Annotated in this window: 20 protein-coding genes; 3 read left to right on the top strand and 17 right to left on the bottom strand. The window is 71.0% G+C overall.

What is annotated here, in order from left to right:
* Positions 1-59: 59 nt before the first annotated feature.
* From urtA to ABD191_RS12155, 3 genes are all read right to left on the bottom strand, one after another.
* Entirely contained in the window at positions 60-1355 is a 1296-nt protein-coding gene (gene urtA, locus ABD191_RS12165; RefSeq protein WP_344080326.1) for an urea ABC transporter substrate-binding protein, read from the bottom strand.
* Between the two features lie 487 nt (positions 1356-1842).
* Positions 1843-3168, bottom strand: coding sequence for a histidine--tRNA ligase (gene hisS, locus ABD191_RS12160; RefSeq protein WP_344080323.1), 1326 nt, complete (start codon positions 3166-3168; stop codon positions 1843-1845).
* Between the two features lie 26 nt (positions 3169-3194).
* The gene (locus ABD191_RS12155) at positions 3195-3887 is read right to left on the bottom strand and encodes an MBL fold metallo-hydrolase (RefSeq protein ID WP_344080320.1); all 693 of its coding nucleotides are present in this window, start codon (positions 3885-3887) and stop codon (positions 3195-3197) included.
* Between the two features lie 211 nt (positions 3888-4098).
* Between ABD191_RS12155 and ABD191_RS12150 the strand changes: the two genes are divergently transcribed.
* Complete coding sequence (locus tag ABD191_RS12150) at positions 4099-4974, top strand: peptidylprolyl isomerase (RefSeq protein ID WP_344080317.1); 876 nt, start codon at positions 4099-4101, stop codon at positions 4972-4974.
* Positions 4975-4997: 23 nt separating this feature from the next.
* Complete coding sequence (locus ABD191_RS12145; protein WP_344080314.1) at positions 4998-5870, top strand: peptidylprolyl isomerase; 873 nt, start codon at positions 4998-5000, stop codon at positions 5868-5870.
* Positions 5871-5960: 90 nt separating this feature from the next.
* On the opposite strand, the gene ABD191_RS12140 is transcribed toward ABD191_RS12145, so the two are convergent.
* From ABD191_RS12140 to ruvC, 8 genes are all read right to left on the bottom strand, one after another.
* Entirely contained in the window at positions 5961-8462 is a 2502-nt protein-coding gene (locus ABD191_RS12140) for a RelA/SpoT family protein (RefSeq protein WP_344080311.1), read from the bottom strand.
* 133 nt (positions 8463-8595) lie between these two features.
* A complete protein-coding gene (locus ABD191_RS12135; protein WP_344080308.1) occupies positions 8596-9174 on the bottom strand; it encodes an adenine phosphoribosyltransferase in 579 nt (192 codons plus the stop codon).
* Positions 9175-9321: 147 nt separating this feature from the next.
* On the bottom strand, positions 9322-10479 hold the full coding sequence (gene secF, locus ABD191_RS12130; protein WP_344080306.1) for a protein translocase subunit SecF: 1158 nt from the start codon (positions 10477-10479) through the stop codon (positions 9322-9324).
* Between the two features lies 1 nt (position 10480).
* Positions 10481-12322 carry a protein translocase subunit SecD gene (gene secD / locus ABD191_RS12125; RefSeq protein WP_344080303.1) on the bottom strand — a complete coding sequence of 614 codons (1842 nt, stop codon included), beginning with the start codon at positions 12320-12322 and terminating at the stop codon, positions 10481-10483.
* Positions 12323-12529: 207 nt separating this feature from the next.
* On the bottom strand, positions 12530-12883 hold the full coding sequence (gene yajC, locus ABD191_RS12120) for a preprotein translocase subunit YajC (RefSeq protein WP_344080300.1): 354 nt from the start codon (positions 12881-12883) through the stop codon (positions 12530-12532).
* Between the two features lie 148 nt (positions 12884-13031).
* The gene (gene ruvB / locus ABD191_RS12115) at positions 13032-14090 is read right to left on the bottom strand and encodes a Holliday junction branch migration DNA helicase RuvB (protein WP_344080298.1); all 1059 of its coding nucleotides are present in this window, start codon (positions 14088-14090) and stop codon (positions 13032-13034) included.
* Positions 14087-14695 (bottom strand): Holliday junction branch migration protein RuvA, encoded by a 609-nt coding sequence (gene ruvA / locus ABD191_RS12110; RefSeq protein ID WP_344080296.1) that lies wholly within the window; start codon positions 14693-14695, stop codon positions 14087-14089. The genes ruvB and ruvA overlap by 4 nt, the downstream gene beginning before the upstream one ends.
* A complete protein-coding gene (gene ruvC, locus ABD191_RS12105; protein ID WP_344080293.1) occupies positions 14692-15216 on the bottom strand; it encodes a crossover junction endodeoxyribonuclease RuvC in 525 nt (174 codons plus the stop codon). The genes ruvA and ruvC overlap by 4 nt, the downstream gene beginning before the upstream one ends.
* A gap of 100 nt (positions 15217-15316) precedes the next feature.
* On the opposite strand from ruvC, the gene ABD191_RS12100 reads away from it, so the two are divergent.
* A complete protein-coding gene (locus ABD191_RS12100; protein ID WP_344080291.1) occupies positions 15317-15646 on the top strand; it encodes a cupin domain-containing protein in 330 nt (109 codons plus the stop codon).
* 1 nt (position 15647) lies between these two features.
* On the opposite strand, the gene ABD191_RS12095 is transcribed toward ABD191_RS12100, so the two are convergent.
* From ABD191_RS12095 to ABD191_RS12070, 6 genes are all read right to left on the bottom strand, one after another.
* Positions 15648-16280, bottom strand: a complete 633-nt coding sequence (locus ABD191_RS12095; RefSeq protein WP_344080288.1) for a TetR/AcrR family transcriptional regulator — start codon at positions 16278-16280, stop codon at positions 15648-15650.
* A 20-nt stretch (positions 16281-16300) separates the two neighbouring features.
* On the bottom strand, positions 16301-17869 hold the full coding sequence (locus tag ABD191_RS12090) for an MFS transporter (RefSeq protein WP_344080285.1): 1569 nt from the start codon (positions 17867-17869) through the stop codon (positions 16301-16303).
* Between the two features lie 106 nt (positions 17870-17975).
* Positions 17976-18881 (bottom strand): allantoinase PuuE, encoded by a 906-nt coding sequence (puuE, locus tag ABD191_RS12085; protein ID WP_344080283.1) that lies wholly within the window; start codon positions 18879-18881, stop codon positions 17976-17978.
* Complete coding sequence (locus ABD191_RS12080; RefSeq protein ID WP_344080280.1) at positions 18878-20446, bottom strand: malate synthase; 1569 nt, start codon at positions 20444-20446, stop codon at positions 18878-18880. The genes puuE and ABD191_RS12080 overlap by 4 nt, the downstream gene beginning before the upstream one ends.
* Positions 20443-21687: a hydantoinase/carbamoylase family amidase gene (locus ABD191_RS12075; protein WP_344080277.1), complete on the bottom strand. Its 1245-nt coding sequence runs from the start codon at positions 21685-21687 to the stop codon at positions 20443-20445. Before ABD191_RS12075 ends, ABD191_RS12080 begins: the two co-directional genes overlap by 4 nt.
* Positions 21684-22103 carry an allophanate hydrolase-related protein gene (locus ABD191_RS12070; RefSeq protein WP_344080274.1) on the bottom strand — a complete coding sequence of 140 codons (420 nt, stop codon included), beginning with the start codon at positions 22101-22103 and terminating at the stop codon, positions 21684-21686. The genes ABD191_RS12075 and ABD191_RS12070 overlap by 4 nt, the downstream gene beginning before the upstream one ends.
* Between the last annotated feature and the right edge of the window lie 148 nt (positions 22104-22251).

Genomic DNA, 22251 nt, shown 5'->3' with positions numbered 1-22251 from the left:
GGCTGTGCGGGGTTGCGTGCCGCAGGCGACACGCAACCCCGCGTGATGCGAGGGGGCGATCAGCCCGCCGCGTCCACGAGCTGCTTGCGGACGTCGGCCGGGAACCAGTCGTAGCCCTCGAGGTACGGGTCCGGCTCGATGAACTTGTCGGAGGCCCAGACGATGTCGAACTGGTTCTGAGCGTTGATCCGGCCGATGTGGGCCGGCTTGGAGATGTGGTGGTTGTTGCCGTTGAGCGTGACCTTGCCCTCCGGCGCGTCGAACGTGATGGTGTTCGCCTTCGCCGCGGCGTTCACCTTGTCGACGTCGAACGAGCCGGCCGCCTCGACGAGGGCCTTGTACAGGTACAGCGAGATGTACGCGGCCTCCATCGGGTCGGAGGTGACACCGCTGTTGTTGGGGTAGGCCTTCCAGCTCTCGATGAACTTCGGGTTGGTGGGCGTCTTCAGCGACTGGAAGTAGTTCCAGGACGCGTAGTGGCCGGTGACCTCGTGGCCCATGGCCGGCGCCTCCTCCTCGGCGATCGACACCGAGATGATCGGCGTCGTGTCCGCCTTGAGGCCGGCGTCGTAGTACGCCTTGATGAAGCCGACGTTCGACGAGCCGTTGATGGTGTTGAAGATGAAGTCGGGCTTGGCCGCCACGATCTTCGCCACCTGGGTGGTCCAGTCGTCCTTGTCGAGAGGCACGTACTCCTCACCGACGATCTGGATGCCGAGCTTGGCCGCGTAGAGCTTGATGATCGCGTTCGCGGTGCGCGGGAAGACGTAGTCGCTGCCGGCGAGGAACAGCTTCTTCACGCCCTTGGAGGCGAGGAAGTCCATCGCCGGGATGATCTGCTGGTTGGTGGTCGCGCCGGTGTAGTAGATGTTCGGCGACGCCTCGAGGCCCTCGTACTGCACCGGGTAGAAGAAGAGCCCGTTGAGCTCCTCGACGACCGGCTTGACGGCCTTACGGGAGGACGAGGTCCAGCCGCCGAAGATCGCGGCGGCGCAGTCCTGGGTGAGCAGCTTGCGGGTCTTCTCCGCGAAGGTCGGCCAGTCGGTCGCGCCGTCCTCCTGGATGTACTGGATCTTCTTACCCATGATGCCGCCGGCGGCGTTGATCTCGTCAGCGGCCATGTGCAGCACGTTGGAGACGGTCTTCTCGGAGATCGCCATGCCGCCGGTGAGGGAGTTGAGGAAGCCGAGCTTGATGGTGTCGCCAGAGGTGTCGACGCAGCTGGCTGCGGGCGTCTTGGCGCTCGACGTGTCGTCGCCGGCGCGGGCGCCACAGCCTGCGAGCACGAGGGCCACGGTCGTCCCGATGGCGCCCGCGGCCACAAGCGCGCGCAGCCGCTTGCTGGTGCTGGACATAAGTAGAACTCCGTTCCTATAAGGACCGTGACGCCGGTGTCTCGGCACGGTGATCGTGCGGATGTGCGTGTCCAGGGCCGCTGGCATCCCGAGCGGCCCCGCCCCGTGTCGCCGGCGAGGTACAGCCGGCCGCTACAGGTGAGAGAAGATTGGCTGTGCGTCATTGCTCTGACATTTCTCGACCGTTCCAAGTCTGTAACCAGCGGCCCGGTTGAGCTGCGCGCACCCTGTAAACGTGCGGAACATCGCCGGACGACGATGTCAAAGTCCTGTCATCACGAACGAGATCGCGACGAAGATGGCACAGTTCTGACATCGGTAGGGCGCGATGCGATTCAGCCGCGGACGACCGCCGGACCACGCAGTCCTCTTCGGACCCTCGTAACCCGGAGACAAAATCCCGCCAGTACGCGCACGCGAAAAACCCGGCGACAGTGGTTCTGCCGCCGGGTTTGAACGTGGCTTTCCGTTACCGGTCCGTGGCTTGTCAGCCCTCGTGGATGACCGGTCGCAGGTCAGGCTCCGGCGGCGACCACGTGTCGGGGCTCGCCGCGCCCTGCTCCCCCGACCGGATGTCCTTCACCTCGTGACCGTCCTCGCCGGGGAACCACACGAACGGGATGCCCCGCCGCTCCGCGTAGCGGATCTGCTTGCCGTACTTCGCGGCGGTCGGCGAGACCTCCGTGGCGATGCCCCGCTTGCGCAGGGCGGCGGCGACCCGGTCGCAGTCGGCGCGGCGCTGTTCGGCCGGCAGCGCCACGAGCACGCAGGTCGGCACCGAACGGGAGATGCCGAGCGCGCCCTTGCCGAGCAGCAGGCCCATGATGCGGGTGACGCCGATGGAGATGCCCACGCCGGGGAACCGGTCCGTGCCCGACGAGGCGAGGTTGTCGTAGCGGCCACCCGAGCTGATCGAGAGGCCCTCGTAGCCGCGCAGGACGGTCTCGTACACCGTGCCCGTGTAGTAGTCGAGGCCCCGGGCGATCTTCAGGTCGGCGATCAGGAGGCCGGGCGCGTGCTCACGCGCGGCCTCCACGACCCGGACAAGCTCCTCAAGGCCCTCGTCGAGCAGCGGGTCGCTCACCCCCAGGGCGCGCACCGCGTCGGCGAACGACGCGTCCTCAGCCGAGATCGCGGCCAGCGCCAGGCACGCCTCGGCCTGGGCGTCCGTGGCGCCGGTCGTCTCGGCGAGCAACGCGGCCACCTTCGCCGGCCCGATCTTGTCGAGCTTGTCGACCGCGCGCAGCGCCGCGTCCGGGTCCGACAGGCCGAGGCCCCGGTAGAAGCCCTCGCACACCTTGCGGTTGTTCACCTGGATGCGCACCGGCGGGATCGGCAGGCCGCTCAGCGCGTCGGCCACCACGAGCGGCATCTCCACCTCGTGGTGGAAGCCGAGCGTGTCACGGTCGACGACGTCGATGTCGGCCTGGGTGAACTCCCGGTAGCGGCCCTCCTGCGGGCGCTCGCCGCGCCACGCCTTCTGGATCTGGTACCGCTTGAACGGGAAGTGCAGCTTGCCGGCGTTCTCCAGCACGAACCGGGCGAACGGCACCGTGAGGTCGAAGTGCAGGCCCAGGGCGGCGTCCGAGGCGTCGTCCGCGTCGGCCTGCAGCCGGCGCAGCACGTACACCTCCTTGTCCGTCTCGCCCTTGCGGAGCAACTGGTCGAGCGGTTCGACCGCGCGGGTCTCCAGCGGGGCGTACCCATAGAGCTCGAAGACCGTCCGGATGCGGTCGAGGAAACGCTGTTCGATCATCCGCTGCGCGGGCAGCCACTCGGGGAAACCGCTCAGCGGCGTGGGGCGGGCGCTCATCGCCCGTACTCCATGGTGTTCATTCTTCAAAGGCCCTTGGTCGGTGGGGCGAGCTGCCGCGTGACCTCCCGCAGGTACGGGTTTGCCTGGCGCTCGCGCCCGATGGTCGTCGACGGTCCGTGGCCGGGCAGGACCCGCGTGGCGTCGGGCAGCGGCAGCACCTTGTCGCGCAGGCTGCGCAGCATCGCCGTCAGGTCCCCGCCCGGCAGGTCGGTGCGTCCGATGGACCCCGCGAAGAGGACATCGCCCGACAGGAGCGACTCGCCCTCGGCGCCGGGGAGGCGGAACATCACCGACCCGCCGGTATGGCCCGGGGCGTGGTCGACTGTAACTTCCAGGCCGGCGAGAGTGATCGTTTCGCCGTCCCCGAGGGGTTTGACGTCGTCCGGCGCGGTGTACGGCAGCCGGCCGCCGAACAGGTTGATCATGTCGGCGGAGAAGCCCTTGGCCGGGTCGTCGAGCAGTTCACGGTCGTCGGGGTGCACATACGCCGGGATGCCGCGGGCGCCGCAGACGGGCGCCACCGAGAAGGTGTGGTCCACGTGCCCGTGGGTCAGCAGCACCGCGACCGGCTGCAACCGGTGCTCGGCGAGCACGTCGTCGAGCTGGCGGGTGATGCCGATGCCCGGGTCCACGACCACGCACTGCTCACCGGCGGCGGGCGCCAGCACGTAGCAGTTGGTCCCGAAGGCCTGGGCAGGCACGACGGCCACGAACACGTTCTCAGCTACCTTTCAGGTGGATGCGGCAGGATCGGTGGGGCGGGTGACACCCCCTGTGAAGCCTAGCTGGGGGTTCGGTCACGAACCGTCCGCCTCGCTCACCGCGACAGCGGTCCATACCCGTACACTCTGGCGCGGTGTGGCGTACGGCACGTGGTATGTCACCCGACGGATACCGTCCCAACGCACCTTCCGGGAGGGAGCACTCGTGGCTTCCAGCAGAGACCGCCAGCGCAAGCTGGCCCGCGCCAGGATCGAGCGCCGCATGGCGCGCCGGGCGACCAAGCTGCGGCGCAAGCGGCAGGTCCAGGCCGGCGTGGGCGCCGTCGTCGCGTTGCTCCTGGTCACCTTCGGCACGGTGTGGCTGGCCGGTGGCTTCGACTCCGACCCGGACCAGAACCTCCCGACCGTCGTGGCCGGCGATTGCGCGTGGACCCTGCGCACCCCCGACGACACGATCGGCGTCCGGGACACGGGCAATCCGCCCCTCTCGCCCTCGGCGAAGGAGGGCACCCGGACGATGACGATCAACACCAATGTGGGGCAGATCGACGCGACGCTGGACCTCGCGGCGGCGCCGTGCTCGGCCGAGAGTTTCGCGTTCCTCGCCGGCAAGAACTTCTTCGACAACTCGACCTGTCACCGGCTCAGCACGACGGACTTCGTGCTGCAGTGCGGCGACCCGATCGGTAAGGGCACGGGCGGCCCGTCGTACACGTTCATCGACGAGAACGTGCCGGCCTCGGCCGAGGCGTCGCCGTCGGCCTCCCCCGCCGCCACGCACTACTACCCGGCGGGCACCCTCGCGTTGGCCAACCCCGGCACCAACGGCAGCCAGTTCCTGATCTTCTACAAGGACGGCTCGCCGCTGCCGCCGAGCTACTCGATCTTCGGCAAGGTCACCAAGGGCCTCGACGTGATCGAGAAGGTGGCCAAGGAGGGCGCTCTCGACGGCGAGGGCAAGGCCACGACCGACGGCGCCCCCAAGACCAACGTCACGATCACTAAGCTGACCGTCGGCGACCTGCCCGGCGCCAGTGCCTCCCCGGAACCCAGCGCGACCGCCACAGCGAGCGCTCAGTAGCCCACACCGTTAGGAGCTTTACGTTGAGTTCGGTACGCGACCGTCAGCGCGCCGCCGCGCGGGCGAAGCTGGAACGGGAGATGGTCGAGCGGGCCGAGGCGGCCCGTCTCAAGCGCCGCCAACGCACCCAGATCGGCCTCGTGGCCGGCGGTGTGCTGCTCACCGTGGTGCTCGTGTGGACCATCGTGGCGACCGCCGGCGGTGACGACCCGAAGACCGCGGCGAGCCCCACGGCGAGCGCGGCGCCGAGCACGGCCGACTGCGTGTGGAACCCGCTGGTCGACCCGGCGGCCACCCCGAAGCCGTCGATGCCCGCCGGCATCAAGGACGTCGGCACCCCGGCGACGAGCGTCCCCGCGGTCGGCACGCAGACGGTCACGCTCGACACCAACCTGGGCAAGATCGCGTTCGAGATGGACCTGTCGAAGACGCCGTGCACCTCGGCCAGCATCGCCCACCTGGCGAGCAAGAAGTACTACGACGGCACGAGCTGCCACCGCCTGGTCACCCAGATCAGCGCCCTGCAGTGCGGCGACCCGACCGGCGACGGCACGGGCGGCCCGGCGTACCGGTTCGCCAACGAGAACCTGCCCACGGAGAAGCGTCCCTCGTACACGGAGGGCGACGTGGCCATGGCCAACGCCGACAACGCCGAGCAGGGCATCACGGACACCAACGGCAGCCAGTTCTTCTTCATCTACGGCCAGAACGAGCTGCCGGCCAACTACACGGTCGTGGGCCGCGTGACCGCCGGCATGGACATCATCAAGAGCGTCGGCGCGGCCGGCGACGACGGCGCCTTCGCTCAGATGGCGGGTGGTGGCCACCCCAAGAAGAAGATCACCTTCAAGACGGTGACGGTCTCCCCCGCGACGGCGGCGACCCCGACGTCCTGACGCCGACGCGAAGAGGGCCGGCCCCGTTGGCGGGGCCGGCCCTTACGCTTTCGCAGCCGATCACCACCGATCGGACAGGACACGCCCCGGTCAGGTGCCGGAGGTGACCCGGTACGCGTCGTACACGCCGTCGACCTTGCGGACCGCGGCCAGCAGGTGGCCCAGGTGCTTGGTGTCGGCCATCTCGAAGCTGAACCGGCTCACCGCCACCCGGTCGCGCGTGGTCGCCACGTGCGCGGACAGGATGTTGACCCGCTCGTCCGACAGCACCCGGGTGACGTCGGCGAGCAGCTTGTGCCGGTCGAGGGCCTCGACCTGGATGGCCACCAGGAACATGGACGCGGCCGTGGGCTTCCAGTTGACCGCGACCAGGCGCTCGGGCTGGCGGCGCAGCTCGTCGGCGTTGGTGCAGTCCTCCCGGTGCACGCTCACCCCGCCGGTGCGGGTGATGAAGCCGAAGATGGCGTCGCCCGGCACCGGGGTGCAGCACTTGGCCAGCTTGATCCAGACGTCCGAGGTGCCCTCCACGACGACGCCCGGGTCATGGGCGGCCGTGCGCGGCTTGGTGAGCGCGCGGCGGGTCGGGACGGCCGTCTCCGCGATGTCCTCGGTGGCGCCCTCGACGCCGCCGAAGCTCGCCACGAGACGGCTCACGATCGCCTGGGCGGAGACCTGGTTCTCCCCGATCGCGGCGTAGAGCGACGCGACGTCGGCCAGATGCAGCTCGCGGGCGATCGTCATGAGCGAGTCGGACGTGAGCATGCGCTGGAGCGGCAGGCCCTGCTTGCGCATGGCCTTGACGATGAAGTCCTTGCCCGCCTCGATCGCGATGTCGCGACGTTCCTTGTTGAAGTACTGCCGGATCTTCGTGCGGGCGCGCGGGCTCTGCACGAAGCCGAGCCAGTCCTGCGACGGGCCGGCCGTCTCCGACTTGGACGTGAAGATCTCGACCACGTCGCCGTTGGACAGGCGGCTCTCCAGCGGCACCAGCTTGTTGTTGACCTTCGCGCCGATGCACTTGTGGCCGACCTCGGTGTGCACCGCGTACGCGAAGTCGACCGGGGTGGAGTCCTTGGGCAGGGCGATGACCCCGCCCTTCGGCGTGAAGACGTAGACCTCCTGCGCCGACAGGTCGAAGCGCAGCGAGTCGAGGAAGTCGCTCGGGTCGCTGGCCTCGCGCTGCCAGTCGAGCAGCTGGCGCAGCCACGTCATCTCGTCGATGTGCGCCGGCGGGCCGACGACCGTGGCGTCCTTCTTCTCCTTGTACTTCCAGTGCGCCGCGATGCCGTACTCCGCCGTGCGGTGCATCGCGTAGGTGCGGATCTGCATCTCGACCGGCTTGCCGGTCGGGCCGATGACCGTCGTGTGCAGCGACTGGTACATGTTGAACTTGGGCATCGCGATGTAGTCCTTGAAGCGACCCGGCACCGGCTGCCAGTTCGCGTGGATCACACCGAGCGCCGCGTAGCAGTCGCGCACCGTGTCGACGAGGATCCGCACCCCGATGAGGTCGTAGATCTCCGTGAAGTCGCGCCCGCGCGCGATCATTTTCTGATAGATCGAGTAGAGGTGCTTGGGCCGGCCGGTCACCTCGGCCTTGATCTTGGCCGATTTGAGGTCGATCGCGACCCGGTTGGTGACCGTGCCGAGCAGCGCGTCACGCTGCGGCGCGTGCTCGCTGACCAGCCGGTTGATCTCCTCGTGCCGCTTGGGGTAGAGGGCGGCGAACGAGAGATCCTCCAGCTCCCACTTGATGGTGTTCATGCCCAGCCGATGGGCCAGCGGAGCGAGGATCTCCAGGGTCTCCCGGGCCTTCTGCTCGCGCTTGGGCTGCGGCAGGAATGCCAGGGTACGCATGTTGTGCAGGCGGTCCGCCAGCTTGATCACGAGCACCCGCGGGTCGCGCGCCATCGCCACGACCATCTTGCGGATCGTCTCGGCCTTCGCCGCGTCGCCCAGCTTGACCTTGTCGAGCTTGGTCACGCCGTCCACGAGCAGCGCGACCTCGCCGCCGAAGTCGGCGCGCATCTGCTCGAGGGTGTAGTCGGTGTCCTCGATGGTGTCGTGCAGCAGCGCGGCCACCAGGGTCGTGGTGTCCATGCCCAGGTTGGCCAGGATGGTCGCGACCGCGAGCGGGTGCGTGATGTACGGGTCGCCGGACTTGCGGAACTGCCCCACGTGCCAGGCGAACGCCGCGTCGTAGGCGCGCTGCAGCAGCCGGATGTCCGCCTTCGGGTGGGCGCCCCGGTGGGTCGCGATGAGCGGCTCAAGCACCTCGGGGACCTGCTGGCCCTGCCACGGTGCGTTGAACCGGGCCAGCCGGGCGCGCATGCGCCGGCCGGTCGGGGCGCTGGCCAGGCCGAACCCGCCCGAGGTGGGCTCGCCGTCGACGCCGTCGGACCCGTTGGCCGGGCGCGGGCCCTCGGCCGGACCGAGCTTGTTCTCGTCCTCGCGCAGTGTCAGTTCCTGGCCCTCGTGGGGCTCGTCGTCACGCACGAGGCTCCAAGGTCCCTCGTCGGACTCGTGGGTCTGCGGCGTCTCGTCGACGGCTCGAACCAGACCCTCCACCGGAGGGGCGATATCGCCGGGCACCGGCCGCTCCTCACCTGTCGGACCGCTGTCGGAAAGGCCATCGTACCCGTGATCGGCGGCGTCGGCTCTGGTCACAACCCCCAGTTTCCTCCGGGACCGGTCAATGTCGCCTGGATCACGGCCAGAACGGGGGTCACACGCGCAGCAGCGCGTGCGGCTCGTGGGCCGCCAGTCGGGCCCGCCCGCCGAGGAATTCCAGCTCCAGGAGCACGGTGAGGCCCGCGACGACCCCGCCGGCCCGCTCCACGAGCCCCAGGGTGGCCTCGGCGGTGCCACCCGTGGCGAGCACGTCGTCGACGACCAGGACCCGCTGGCCGGGGACGAAGGCGTCCGTGTGCACCTGCAGGGCCGCCGAGCCGTACTCCAGGGCGTACTGGGCCGTGTGGGTGGCCCGGGGCAGCTTGCCGGCCTTGCGGACGGGCACGACGCCCACCCCGGCCGCGTACGCCAGGGCGGCGGCCATCACGAACCCGCGCGCCTCGATGCCGGCCACCACGTCGAACGACCCGGCCCCGTAGTGCGCCACGGTCGCGTCGATGATCTCGCGGAACGCGTCGCCGTCGGCGAACAGCGGGGTGAGGTCCTTGAAGACGATGCCGGGCTGCGGGAAGTCGGGCACGTCCACGATCCGGCTCGCCACCAGAGCGGCGACCTCCGGCCCGCCGTCCCCCCGGGCCGGGGGCGCCGTCACGCCGGCGTCGACCTCTGCCATGCCGATTCCTCCCACCACACCAGAAAACGATCGAGGCGCCCGCACCGCGCGGCTACGCGGTGTGGACGCCTCGATAATGCCAGGGGGGTGGCCGTCGCGAGCCATCCGGAGGAGCGCTTTCTCCGCGGGATGGCCGCGACCACCAACTCAGCGCCGCTTGGCGCCGCCCGCCTTGGAGCCCGGCTTGGCTCCGCCCGGCCGCTTGCGCTGCCCCGGACGGGCACCCGGCCGCGGGCTGGCACTGGCGAGGACGCCGGGGGCCGCCACGGTCGGCGTGGCCGGGGCCTCCTCGTCGGTGTCCGCGGTGCGGGCCACCTTCGCCTTGGCCGCCGACGCGCCGGCCGCGCGCCGCGCCAGTACCCGCTGCTTGTGCGCCTTGAAGCGCGGCTCGCGCTCCTTGAGGTCGACCAGCACGGGCGTCGCGAAGAAGATCGACGAGTAGACGGCGGCGAGCATACCGACGAAGAGCACCAGGCCGAGGTCCTTCAGGGTGCCGGCCTTGAGCAGGCCCGCGCCGATGAAGAGCAGGCCACCCACGGGCAGCAGGGCCACGACCGCGGTGTTGATCGACCGCATGATCGTCTGGTTGACGGCCAGGTTGGCGGCCTCGCCGTACGTCTGATCGGGCTTGCCGGTGATGCCCCGGGTGTTCTCACGGACCTTGTCGAACACGACGACGACGTCGTAGAGCGCGAAACCGAGGATCGTCAGGAAGCCGATGACGGTCGACGGGCTCACCTCGAACCCGATCAGGATGTAGATCGCGGCCGTCAGGAGCAGGTTCTGCACCAGCGCGGCGATGGCGGCGAACGCCATGCGCCACTCGCGGAAGACCGCGATGAGGTACACGACCACGAGCACCAGGAAGATCAGGACGCCGATGAGCGCCTGCTGGAGGATCTGCGCGCCCCACGAGGCGCTGACCCGGTTGTCGCTGACCTGCTCGGGCGTCAGGCCGAGCTCGGCGGCGATGGCCTCCTTGACCTCCTGGGCCTTGTCGGCCTCGAGGTCCGCCGTCTTGATCAGATAGGTGGCGTTGCCGCCGGTGCCCACCTGCTGCGCCGTGACGACCTCCGCGCCGGCGTCCGCGACCGCGCCGCGGGCCTCCTCCAGGCTGCCGACCGAGACCGGCACCTGGAAGCTGTTGCCGCCCTCGAAGTCGATGCCGAGCTTGAAGCCCTTGAAGGCGAAGCTCAGCGCGGCCACCACCACGATGACCGCGGCGATGCTGTACCAGATCTTGCGGCGGCCGACGACATCGATGCCGGCCTCACCGTTGTAGAGGCGGGTCGCGAGATTGCTCATCTCACGCCTCCTTCACGCGCGTCGTCGGGGTCGCCGGCGGCTTGTCCGCGTGGTGCAGCACGCGGCCCAGGCCACTGACCCGCGGCGACAGGAACGCCGGGGTGCGGGCGAGCATGGTCATGATCGGGTGCCGGAAGAGGAACACGATCAGCAGGTCCAGCGCGGTGGCCGTGCCCAGCGCGAAGGCGAAGCCCTTCACCGAGCCGACGCCGAAGATGTACAGCGTGACCGCGGCCAGGATCGTCACCATGTTCGCGGTGATGATCGTGCGCCGCGCCCGGATCCAGGCCCGGCCGACCGCGCTGCGCGGGCTGCGTCCCTCACGGATCTCGTCTTTCAGTCGTTCGAAGTAGATGACGAACGAGTCCGCCGCCACACCGAGCGAGACGATGAAGCCCGCTATACCGGCCAGGGTCACCGTGAAGCCGATGCTGCGACCCAGCAGGATCAGCGCGCCGTAGGTGAGCGCGCCGGACAGCACCAGGCTCAGGAAGATGACCGAGCCGAGCAGGCGGTAGTAGAAGAAGGCGTAGATGATGACCAGGCCCATGCCGACGCCCATGGCCAGCAGACCGGCCCGCAGGTACTCGGCACCGAGCGTCGCCGTGATCGTGCTGGCCTCGCTGGACTGGAAGGTCAGCGGCAGGGCGCCGTAGCGCAGCTGGTTGGCCAGCAGCCGGGCGCCCTCGCGGTTGATGCTGCCGCCGCTGATGGTCGCGTCGCCGCTGATGACCGCCTGGATGGCCGGCGCGGAGACGACCTTGTTGTCCAGGACCACGGCCACCGCGCAGCGGCCGTTCTCGTCCAGGGAGCCCTGGGCGCACTTGGCGTCCGTGTTGTTGAAGGCTTCCTTCGTCAGGTTGGTCCAGTTGTTCTGACCGGCGCCCTTGAACTTGAGGTCGACCTGCCACTGCCCGGTTTCCGGGTTGATGTTGGCCGAGGCGTCCGAGACGTCGGTGCCGAGCACCTTCGCCACGTCCAGGTAGTACTTGTAGCCGCCGGTCTCGTCGCAGGCGACCGCGGTCTGGTCAGCCGTGTCGATCGAGCCGGGGGTGCGGTTGTTGAGCTGCTCGCAGCTGATCTGCGGCAGGTTGAACTGCATCTCGGCCGGCAGTGCGCCGGCCTCGTCCGCCGAGAGCGTGGTGAACGGCTTCAGCGTCGCCTTCATCTCGTCGGTCGTGGCCTGGTCCGCCGAGGTGATGCTCTCCGCGGCCGTGTAGGCGGCGCCGAGCTTCTTCACGACGGCGGCGCGGCGCTCGGCCAGCGTGCCGGTGAGCGTCTCCGTCGGGCTGGGGGTCGCCGTGGCGGGCGACGCGGCGGCGCTCGTGGCCGGGGCCGTCGTCGCGCTCGGCGAGGCGGACGGCGCGGCGCTGCCGGAGGCCTGCGGCGTGGCCGAGGCGCTCGGGGTGGCGCTCGCGGTCGCGTCCAGGGAGGCGCTCGTGTCGGCCGCCACGTTGAGGACCTTGCGGAAGCGCAGCTGGGCTGGGGTGCCCACCTGCTTCACGTCGTCGCGGTTCTCGCCGGGGATGCTGATGACGATGTGGTTGTCGCCCTCGACGACCACCTCGGCCTCCGCGACGCCGAGGCCGTTGACGCGGCTCTCGATGATCCGGCGGGCCTCTTCCATCTGGTCGGCCTTCGGCGCGCCGCCGCCCTCCAGGTTCGTGGCGGTCAGGGTGACGGTGGTGCCCCCGACAAGATCGAGACCTAGCCGCGGCTCAAGCTTCTCCGAGATGCTCCCCTTGCCGGTGAAGAACACCAGCGAGGCGAGGATGACGAAGATGGCCGCGAGGACGGCCAGATACCGCGAGGGGCGCATCTGCTGCCCTTGTGGTGGTGCCACCTGCTGTTCTCCCTGTGTCCACGTCTCCCCGCCGCCGCTACGACGCGGCCTGGGGAGTTCCCGCCGCCGGCCGGGGTTGGGCCGACGCGCGGTTATCCAGTATCACCGGGCGGCCCGGCAAGCCAAGGCCACCCGGTGGCGGTCGGTGGGTCCGGCGCACCGGACCCGGGGCGAAAACGACCCGCCGCCGAGGGCGGGCCGGTGGGCTCAGCCCTCGTCGATGACCTTGGCCGCGTCGGCGTTTGCCTCGTCGGCAGGGGTCTCTTCGGCGGGTCGAGGGGTCACCACGCGGGCGATCGCGCCGCGGGCGTACCGGGCCGTCACGCCGGGCGAAATTTCCAGAGTGACGGTCTCGTCATCGATCGCGGTCACCGTACCGTACAGTCCGCCGATCGTCACGATCTCGTCGCCGGGACCGATCGACGACTGCATCTGCTGCTGCTCACGCTTGCGCTTGCTCTGCGGGCGGATCAGCAGGAAGTAGACCGCCGCGATAATCAGGATAAGAGGGAGAAACTGGAACAGACCGCTGCCGGCCTGCTCGTTCGCTGCCTCAATCATGTTGACCTTCCGTCACATACCGGCACGATAGGCCGATCGGCCGTCATGTCGGTTTCTTATGTCATGCCAGACCGACGTACTGTAGTCGGTGTGGCCGGCGCCACCACAGGCGGCACGCGTCACAGCTTCCCGACAACCGCCACCGTGGTCACGGCTCGGACGAGAACAGATCCGGCGCCGCAGGGCCGCTACTAACTGTAGCCGGTGGTTTACGACCCAGGTGCCGCCAGGCACCCGCGGTGGCGACCCGGCCACGCGGTGTGCGGGCCAGCAGGCCCGCCCGCACGAGGAACGGCTCGCAGACCTCCTCCACGGTGTCAGGTTGCTCACCCACCGCGACGGCCAGCGTCGACAGGCCCACCGGACCCCCGCCGAACGAGTCGACGAGCGCGACCAGCACGGCACGGTCGAGACGGTCCAGACCCAGATCGTCGACGTCGTACACGCGCAGGGCGGCCTTGGCCACCGTGGCGTCCACCACCCCGTCGGCCCGGACCTCGGCGAAGTCGCGTACCCGGCGCAGCAGCCGGTTGGCGATCCGGGGCGTACCGCGCGACCGACCGGCGATCTCCGTCGCACCCTCAGGGGTGACCTGGACGCCGAGGATGCGCGCCGAGCGGTGCAGCAGCACCTCCAGCTCGGCCGGCTCATAGAAGTCGAGGTGGCCGACGAAGCCGAACCGGTCCCGCATCGGCCCGGTGAGCAGGCCGGCCCGCGTGGTCGCGCCGACCAGCGTGAACGGCTCGACATCGAGCGGGATGGCGGTCGCGCCCGGGCCCTTGCCGACGACCACGTCGACCCGGAAGTCCTCCATGGCGCTGTAGAGCAGCTCCTCCGCCGGGCGGGCCATGCGGTGGATCTCGTCGATGAACAGCACGTCGCCGTGGCTGAGGCTGGTCAGGATGGCGGCGAGGTCGCCGGAGCGCTCGATGGCCGGACCGCTGGTCAGCCGCAGGCCCACCCCCAGCTCGGCCGACACGATCATGGCGAGGGTCGTCTTGCCGAGACCGGGCGAGCCGGACAGCAGGATGTGGTCGGGCGGCGAGCCGCGCCGCATGGCACCGTGCAGGAGCAGCTCCAGCTGCTCGCGCACCCGGTGCTGGGCGATGAACTCGGACAGCCGCTTCGGGCGCAGGGTGGCCTCGGCGTCGGACTCCTCGGGCGCCGCGTACGCCGAGACGAGACCGTCCGCCTCCGGGGCCGTCACCGCACCCGCCCGAGCAGCTGGATCGCGCGCTTGAGCAGCACCGGCACGGCCGGGGCGGGCTGGCCGTCCAGCTCGGCGGCGACCGCGCCGACCGCCTGGTCGGCCTGGCCGGCCGTCCAGCCGAGCCCGACCAGCGCCTGGCGCACCTGGTCGCTCCACGCGACGCCGGCCACCACGCCCGGGGCGGTGGCGTCGCCCGAGCCGACCGGGCCGACACGGTCACGCAGCTCCAGGATGAGGCGCTCCGCGCCCTTCTTGCCGATGCCGGGCACGCGGGTGAGCGTGGTGACGTCGCCGGACACGATCGCCCGGCGTACGACGTCGGGAGCGTGCACGGCCAGCACCGCCTGCGCGAGCCGGGGGCCCACGCCGCTGGCGGTCTGCAGCAGCTCGAACAGCTGCTTGGCGTCGTCGTCGGCGAAGCCGTAGAGGGTCAGCGAGTCCTCGCGCACGACCAGGCTCGTGGCCAGGCGGGCGTCCTCGCCGAGGCGCAGGGCGGCCAGGGTCGCCGGCGTGCACGCGACCGCGAGGCCCACGCCGCCGACCTCGATCACGGCGCCGTCCGGCGCGAGGGACGCCACCCGGCCCCGTACGCTCGCGATCATCGAGAACCTCCCACGGTCCGCAGCCTCGCCGCCCTGATCTTCGCCTGGGTGCCGCCGCGCCACACGTGGCAGATGGCCAGCGCCAACGCGTCCGCCGCGTCGGCCGGCCGCGGCGGCGCGGGCAGCCGCAGCAGGCGGGTCACCATCGTGGTCACCTGTGCCTTGTCGGCCTGCCCCGAACCGGTCACGGCGGCCTTCACCTCGCTGGGAGTGTAGGTCTGCACCGGCAGCCCGGCCCGGGCGGCCGCGAGGATGGCCACCGCCCCGGCCTGGGCGGTGCCCATGACCGTGCGCACGTTGTGCTGCGCGAAGACCCGCTCGACGGCGACGCTGTGCGGCTGGTGCTCGGCGATCAGGGCGGTCAGCCGCTCGTCGAGAGCGAGCAGGCGCAGGGACAGGTCCTCGTCCGGCTCGGTGCGCACCACCTCGACCGTCACGAGGCGGCAGACCCGGCCGGGCTCGCCCTCCACGACGCCCACGCCGCATCTGGTCAGACCCGGATCGACGCCGAGCACCCGCACGAGCACACCCTCCCCGGGACCAGTCCACGAACGTGCGTTCGAGACGCTACCGCACAGGTCGCGGCTGCCGCGTGGCGACACGCCCGAGATAGCCTGGACTATGAGGATCATCGAGCACGCAGGCATCTACGAGGCGCCGGCGGCGCCCGCGCCGACCCGGTACACCGAGCAGCTGCGTGCGCCCGGCATCTCCGTCGGGACGTACTCCATTGCCCGTCGCGGTCACGACGACCAGAGCACCCATGACGAGGATGAGATCTACGTGGTGACCGCCGGCGCCGCCACCATCTGGGCTGACACCGGTTCCGCGCGCGTCGGCGTCGGCGACGTCATCTACGTACCCGCCGGGGAGACCCACCACTTCGTCGACGTCAGCGCCGACCTGTCGATGCTGGTGGTCTTCGCGCCACCGCACCGGACGGCAGGCTGAGTCAGCGGACCCCGATGCCGGCGAGGACGGCGTCCACGAGCCGCTCGGGCAGGCCCTCGCGCGGGAGGTCGGGGTTCCAGAACAGCACGTTCTTGGCCAGCAACGGGCCGGCGAGCATCGCCTGCATCAACTCGATATCGACGTCGGACCGCAACTCGCCGCGCTCGATCCAGTAACGGAGCACCTTGCGCAGCGCCTCGCGGCGGGGCTCCATCGCACGCTGGAACACGGCCTGCAGCTCGGGGCTGCGCCGCAGTTCCGGAATCAGGCAGGGCATGATCTGGCCCGCCCGGGTCGATCGGAGGGCGCCCACCGGGCGCAACATCGTGACCAGGTCCTCGCGCAGCGACGTGCCGGGCGGTACGGGCGGGTCGCCCTTGAGCCGGGCGATCGCGTCGACCAGCATGGACTCCTTGTTGGGCCAGCGCCGGTAGATCGTCGCCTTGCCGACCCCGGCCCGGGCCGCGACCGCCTCGATGGTCAGCGCCTCGAACGAGCTGCCCTCGGCCAGCAGGTCGAGCATCGCCTCGGTGATGGCCTCGTCCGCGCGAGCACTGCGCGGTCGTCCGGGCGCCTTCCGGTCATCGGTCGGCTGGGCCCCGTCGGTCCGCGCAGTGCTCGTCACGGTACTCATCTCCGCCATTGTGCTAGAGGTCAGCCGACCTCGGCCAGTTCCCTCGGCTCGGGCGTGGCCGTGCGCGGGGCGTGCGGCGCCGAGTGACGCGGCAGCCAGGCGAGCACGACGCCGATGCCGATGAGGCCCACGATCGCCGAGCCGCCCGCCGCCCAGTGCATCGCGGTGACGAACGAGGAGTTCGCCGCCTCGATGAGCTGAGCCCCGGCGGGACCGGCCTGCGCGGCCACCCCGTACGCCCCGGTGATGGACTCCGCGGCCGCGTCGCGGGCGCCGGCCGGCAGCGCGTCGACGGCGCCGGAGATCTCGTCGCGGTACACGGCGGCGAGCAGGGAGCCGAGCACGGCCACGCCGAGCGCGCCGCCGATCTGGCGGATCGTGTTGCTGACGGCCGAACCCACGCCCGCCTTCTCGCGCGGCAGGGACGACATGACGGACTCGGTGGCCGGGGGCATCACGTTCGCCATGCCCACGCCCTGGACGAACGCGAGCAAGAGCAGCACCCAGACCGGCGTGGTCGCGGTGACGAACAGGTACACGGTCAGGGTCAGCGTCACGAGTGCGAGGCCCACGGCGCAGACGAGCTTCGGCCCGAACCTGCGCACCATCGCGGCGCTGCGCGGGGCGAACACGAGCTGGGCGACGGCGAACGGGGTCATCATGAGGCCGGCCTCCAGCGCCGTGAACCCGCGCACCAGCTGCAGGTAGAAGGCCAGGAAGAACATGGTGCCCATGGCCGCGAAGAAGACCAGACCCACGGAACCGACGGCGGCGGAGAAGCGCGGGTTACGGAACAGCCGCACGTCCAGCGACGGGTGGTCGCTGCGCAGCTCGAACGCGACGAACCCGGCGAGGATGAGCACGCCGGCCACGATCGGGCCCCAGGACTGGAACCGGCCGAAGCCGTGCTCGCCGCCGTCGATGATGCCGTAGACGAAGGCGACGAGGCCGGCGATGGACAGCACGACGCCGACCAGGTCGATGCGCCCGGGCTTCGGGTCGCGCGACTCGGGCACCAGGAGGGTGATCAGTACGAGGCCGGCCAGCACGATCGGCACGTTGATGAGGAAGACCGAGCCCCACCAGAAGTGCTCCAGCAGGAAGCCGCCGACGACCGGGCCGATCGCCACGGCGAGGCCGACGGCCCCGGCCCACATGCCGATCGCCTTGGCGCGCTCGCGCGGGTCGAAGACGTTGGAGATGATCGACAGCGTGGACGGCATGACGGCCGCGCCGCCGATGCCCATGAGCGCCCGCGCCCAGATGAGCTGGGTCGGCGTCTGGGCGTACGCGGAGATCAGCGAGGCCAGGCCGAACAGCACCATGCCGAGCAGCAGGATGCGCTTGCGCCCGGCGCGGTCGCCGAGGACGCCCCAGGTGAACAGCAGGCCGGCGAAGACCAGCGTGTAGGAGTTGATGGCCCATTCGAGCTGGCTCTGGGTCGCGCCCAGGCCGTGGGCCGGGTCGGCGATGGCCTTGAGAGCCACGTTGAGCACGGTGTTGTCGAGCACGACGACAAGCAAGCTGATGACCAGGACGCCCAAGATGGCCCAGCGGCGCGGGTGTCCCGTGTCGGTGTGTGGCTGCATGCCACTTCCCCCAGGGTTTCGAAACGGTACGTCTCCGTATTCCTGGGTCAGCGTACGCCCAAGAACTAGCGATACGGAACCGTCTCGTTTCATTATGTGTCGGGGGTCACCGGGGCGGGTGCGTGGCGGCCCAGTGCCGCGCGATGTCCACCCGCCGCGCCACCCACACGCCGTCGTGAGCGGTGACGTGGTCGAGGAAGCGCTCCAGCGCCGCCACCCGGGCGGGCCGGCCGACGATGCGGCAGTGCAGCCCGACCGACAGCATCTTCGGCGCGCCGTCGACACCCTCCCGGTACAGCACGTCGAAGGCGTCGCGCAGGTACGCGAAGAACTGGTCCCCCGAATTGAACCCCTGCGGGGTGGCGAACCGCATGTCATTTGTGTCCAGGGTGTACGGCACGACGAGGTGCGACGTGCCGCCGACCGGCACCCAGTACGGCAGGTCGTCGGCGTAGGAGTCCGCGTCGTAGAGGAACCCGCCGTGCTCGACGACGAGTTGGCGGGTGCGTGGGGAGTCCCGCCCGGTGTACCAGCCGAGCGGCGCCTCGCCCGTCACCTCCCGCATGACCGCGACCGCCTCGGCCAGGTGGGCCCGCTCGGTCGCCTCGTCGACCTGCTGGTAGGAGATCCAGCGCAGTCCGTGGCAGGCGATCTCGTGCCCGGCCGCCTGGAACGCGCGCACCACGGCCGGGTTGCGTTGCAGCGCCCGGGCCACCCCGAACACCGTCAGCGGCAGGTCGCGGCGCGCGAACGCCCGCAGCACCCGCCACACGCCCGCTCTCGACCCGTACTCGTACAGGGTTTCCATGCTCATGTGCCGGTCTGGGAACGCCTGCGCGCCCACGATCTCGGACAGGAACGTCTCGCTCGCCGGGTCGCCGTCGAGGACGTTGTTCTCCGCCCCCTCCTCGTAGTTGAGGACGAACTGCACCGCGATGCGGGCCCCGCCGGGCCAGGCCGGGTCGGGCGGCGTCGCCCCGTAGCCGACGAGATCGCGCGGGTACCCGGTCACGCCACGTCCCCCACGACAAAATCCGGGAGTACGGGCCGCAGCGCGCCGCGCCGCAGCGCATCGGCCGCGGCGTCCAGCAGGTCGGCGTCCCCGCCGTCCGCCACGAGCCGGTCCACCTCGGCGCCGATCAGGCCCTCGACCAGGTCGGCCGTGACCACGGTGCCGTCGGGCAGCGCGACGCCGTGGTGGATCCACTGCCAGAGTTGGCTGCGGCTGATCTCGGCGGTCGCGAGGTCCTCCATGAGCCCGTCGACGCCGACCGCGCCCAGGCCGCCCAGCCACGCGGCGAGGTAGCGCAGCGCCACGCTCACATTCCCGGCCACGCCGGCCGCCGTGACGGTGGCGCCCTCGACGGTCGTGTCCAGCAGCGCCTCGACGGGCGCGGCCGGCTCAGGCCTGGCAGCGAGCTGGTTGGGCGCGTCGCCCAGCGCCGCGTCGAACACCTCCGTCGCCACCGGCACCAGATCCGGGTGGGCCACCCAGGTGCCGTCGTAGCCGAGGCCGGCCTCGCGCTCCTTGTCGGCGCGTACGGCCGCGAAGGCGCGCGCGTTGGCCTCCGCGTCGCGCCGGCTGGGGATCAGCGCGGCCATCCCGCCGATCGCGTGCGCGCCGCGCCGGTGCGCGACGGCGACGAGGCGCTGGGCGTACGCGGCGAGGAACGGCACCGTCATGGTGACCTTCTGCCGGTCGGGCAGCACGTGCGCGGGATCGGTGCCGAACTTCTTGATGACGGAGAAGATGTAGTCCCAGCGGCCCGCGTTCAGGCCGGTGATCCGCTCACGCAGCGCGAAGAGGATCTCCTCCATCTCGTACGCCGCGGTGATCGTCTCGATGAGGACGGTGACCCGGACGCTGCGCGGCGCGAGCCCCACCCGGCGCTCGACGTCGCCGATGAGCGCGTCCCACCACTGGGCCTCGTGATGTGACTCGATCTTCGGCAGGTACAGGTAGAGGGCCGACCCGGCCGCCTGGCGCTCCCGACCGGCGAGCACGGCGGCGACCGTGATGTCGAACAGCCCGGCCGCCACGGGCGCACCGTCGACGGCCACGCGGGACTCATTCAGGTGCAGGCCGCGCGGGCGTACGACGATCGTGGCGGGGTCCGCGCCGACGGTGTCCACCGTGCCGTCCGGGCGGGTGAACGTCAGCGTGCCGGCCGCCCAGTCGCGAAGGTTGCGGTGCCCGTCGACGATGTTGGCCCAGGTCGGCGCCAGCGCGTCCTCAAGGTCGCAGAGGAATACCCTCGCGCCCGAGTTCAGTGCCGAGATCATCATCTTCCGGTCGGCGGGCCCGGTGATCTCGCAACGCCGGTCGGTGAGGTCGCGCGGGGCCGGCGGGACGCTCCAGTCGCCGTCGCGGATGTGCGCGGTGGCGGGGTCGAGGCCGGGGCGGGTACCGGCGGCGTACGCCGCCGCGCGTTCCGAGCGCCGGGTCAGGAGCACGGAGCGCGCGTGCCCGTACGTGCGTTGCAGCGTGGCGACCAGCGACAGGGCCTCCTCCGTGAGGACTCCGTCGGTGTCGACGGCGTCCGTGAGCACTGTCGCGGTGGGCGGTGCGGCGGTCATGATGCCTCCCGAGTGTCGGCGTGAACCAGGGCGCGGCACAGCACGTCCGCGCCGGCGACGAGGTCCTCCGGGCGGGTCGCCTCGCCGGGCGCGTGGCTGACGCCGGCGAGGCTGGGAACGAACGCCATGGCGATCGGCCCGAGCGCCGCCATGATCTGCGCGTCGTGGCCGGCGCCGCTGGGCAGGTCGACGCAGGGCAGGCCCAGCTCGGCGACGGCGGTGCGCACGCAGCCGGCCAGCCAGGGAGCGGCCGGCGCGGCGACCACGCGGGAGCGCACGGCGACGTCGATGCGCGTACCCGTCTGCCCCGCGACCCTGGCCGCCGCGGCCCGCAGCCGGGCGACCGCCGCGACCACCCGGTCGTCGTCGGTGTCACGCAGGTCGACGCCGACGGTCGCCCGGCCGGGCACGACGTTGCGAACGTTGGGGGCCAGCTCGACATGCCCCGCGGTGGCCACCCGCACGCCGTCCGCGCCTGCGAGCTCGCGTACGGCGAGCACGATGCGGGCGGCGGCGACGGCCGCGTCCGCGCGGCGGCCCATGGGGGTGGTGCCGGCGTGGTTGGCCGCGCCCTCGATGGTCACGTCAACGGTGGCCCGGCCGGTGACGGCCGTGACGACGCCGGCCCGCAGGCCCGCGTCGTCGAGCACCGGCCCCTGCTCGACGTGCAGCTCGATGAAGCCGGCGAGCCGGCCGGCGGGCCAGGCGGCGGCCCGGATGCGGTCGGGGTCGCCACCGGCGCCGGCGATCCGGTCGCGCAGCGCGACCCCCTCGTCGTCGGGGATGTCCAGGTCGGCGGGGCGCAGCTGCCCGGTGAGGGCGAGGGAGCCGACCATGCCGGGCGTGCCGCGGGCGCCCTCCTCGTTGCTGAACGCGATCACCGCGAGGTCGTGGCGCAGTTGAACGCCGGCCGCGCGCAGCGCCGCGGCCACCTCGACGGCGGCCACGACGCCGTAGGCGCCGTCCAGCGGGCCGGCGTCGACGACCGTGTCCAGGTGGCTGCCGATAGCGAGGACGGTCGCCGCACCGCCACCCGGGCGGCGACCGAGGAGGTTGCCGGCCTCGTCGACCTGCGGCGTCAGCCCGGCCTCACGCATCCAGCCCGCCACCAGCTCGCGCGCGGCGATGTCCTCGGCGGAGTACGCGAGGCGGGTCACGCCGGGAGCCGGCGTGGCGCTGTATGTGGCCAGCTCATCGAGGCGGGCGAGCAGCCGCGCCCCGTCGACGGCCGGTATCGTCACGCGAGGCCCAGCCGTTCGTCGCGGCTCGCGTTGGCGGCGAGATGCGCCTGGTAGGCCCGGAAGCCGCCCAGGTCGGCGATGTCGACGACCTTGTCCCCGGGGGTCAGCCGCTCCGGCTGCAGGATCATGGCGTTGACGATGTCGCCGTTGTCCAACTCGATCGCGCCGAGCTCCAGCTCGCGCGGCTCCTGGGGCATCAGCGATTCGTAGAGCATCTCCTCGGACAGCTCGTAAAGCTCGCCGACGATACTCAGCCCACCGCTCGCGACCGGGAAAAGCCCCGGAAACTCGTCGCGCACGGCGAAGAACCGGTAGTGCGGCGCGGTGCGGGCCGGCCCCAGGAACGTGGCCCCCGCGACGGCCCCATGATCCTTCTGCCCCGACATCGCCGTGCCGTTGAGAAACATGCGCCGCATCAGGCCTCCCCGATCGTGATGTTGCTCCGCAACGTACCCACCCACAGGGTCATGGTCGAGCGTTCGGCGGCGCGATTTGATCCGTTTCGCCGCTTTAGCTGAGAGGGTTTACCTACTGGAGATGATCCACGTGGCTCCGTAACGGAGC

Origin of the sequence: Luedemannella helvata, assembly GCF_039528415.1 — a bacterium.
In the GTDB taxonomy this organism is placed as follows: Bacteria; Actinomycetota; Actinomycetes; order Mycobacteriales; family Micromonosporaceae; genus Luedemannella; species Luedemannella helvata.
This window is presented reverse-complemented; position numbering and strand designations above follow the sequence as displayed.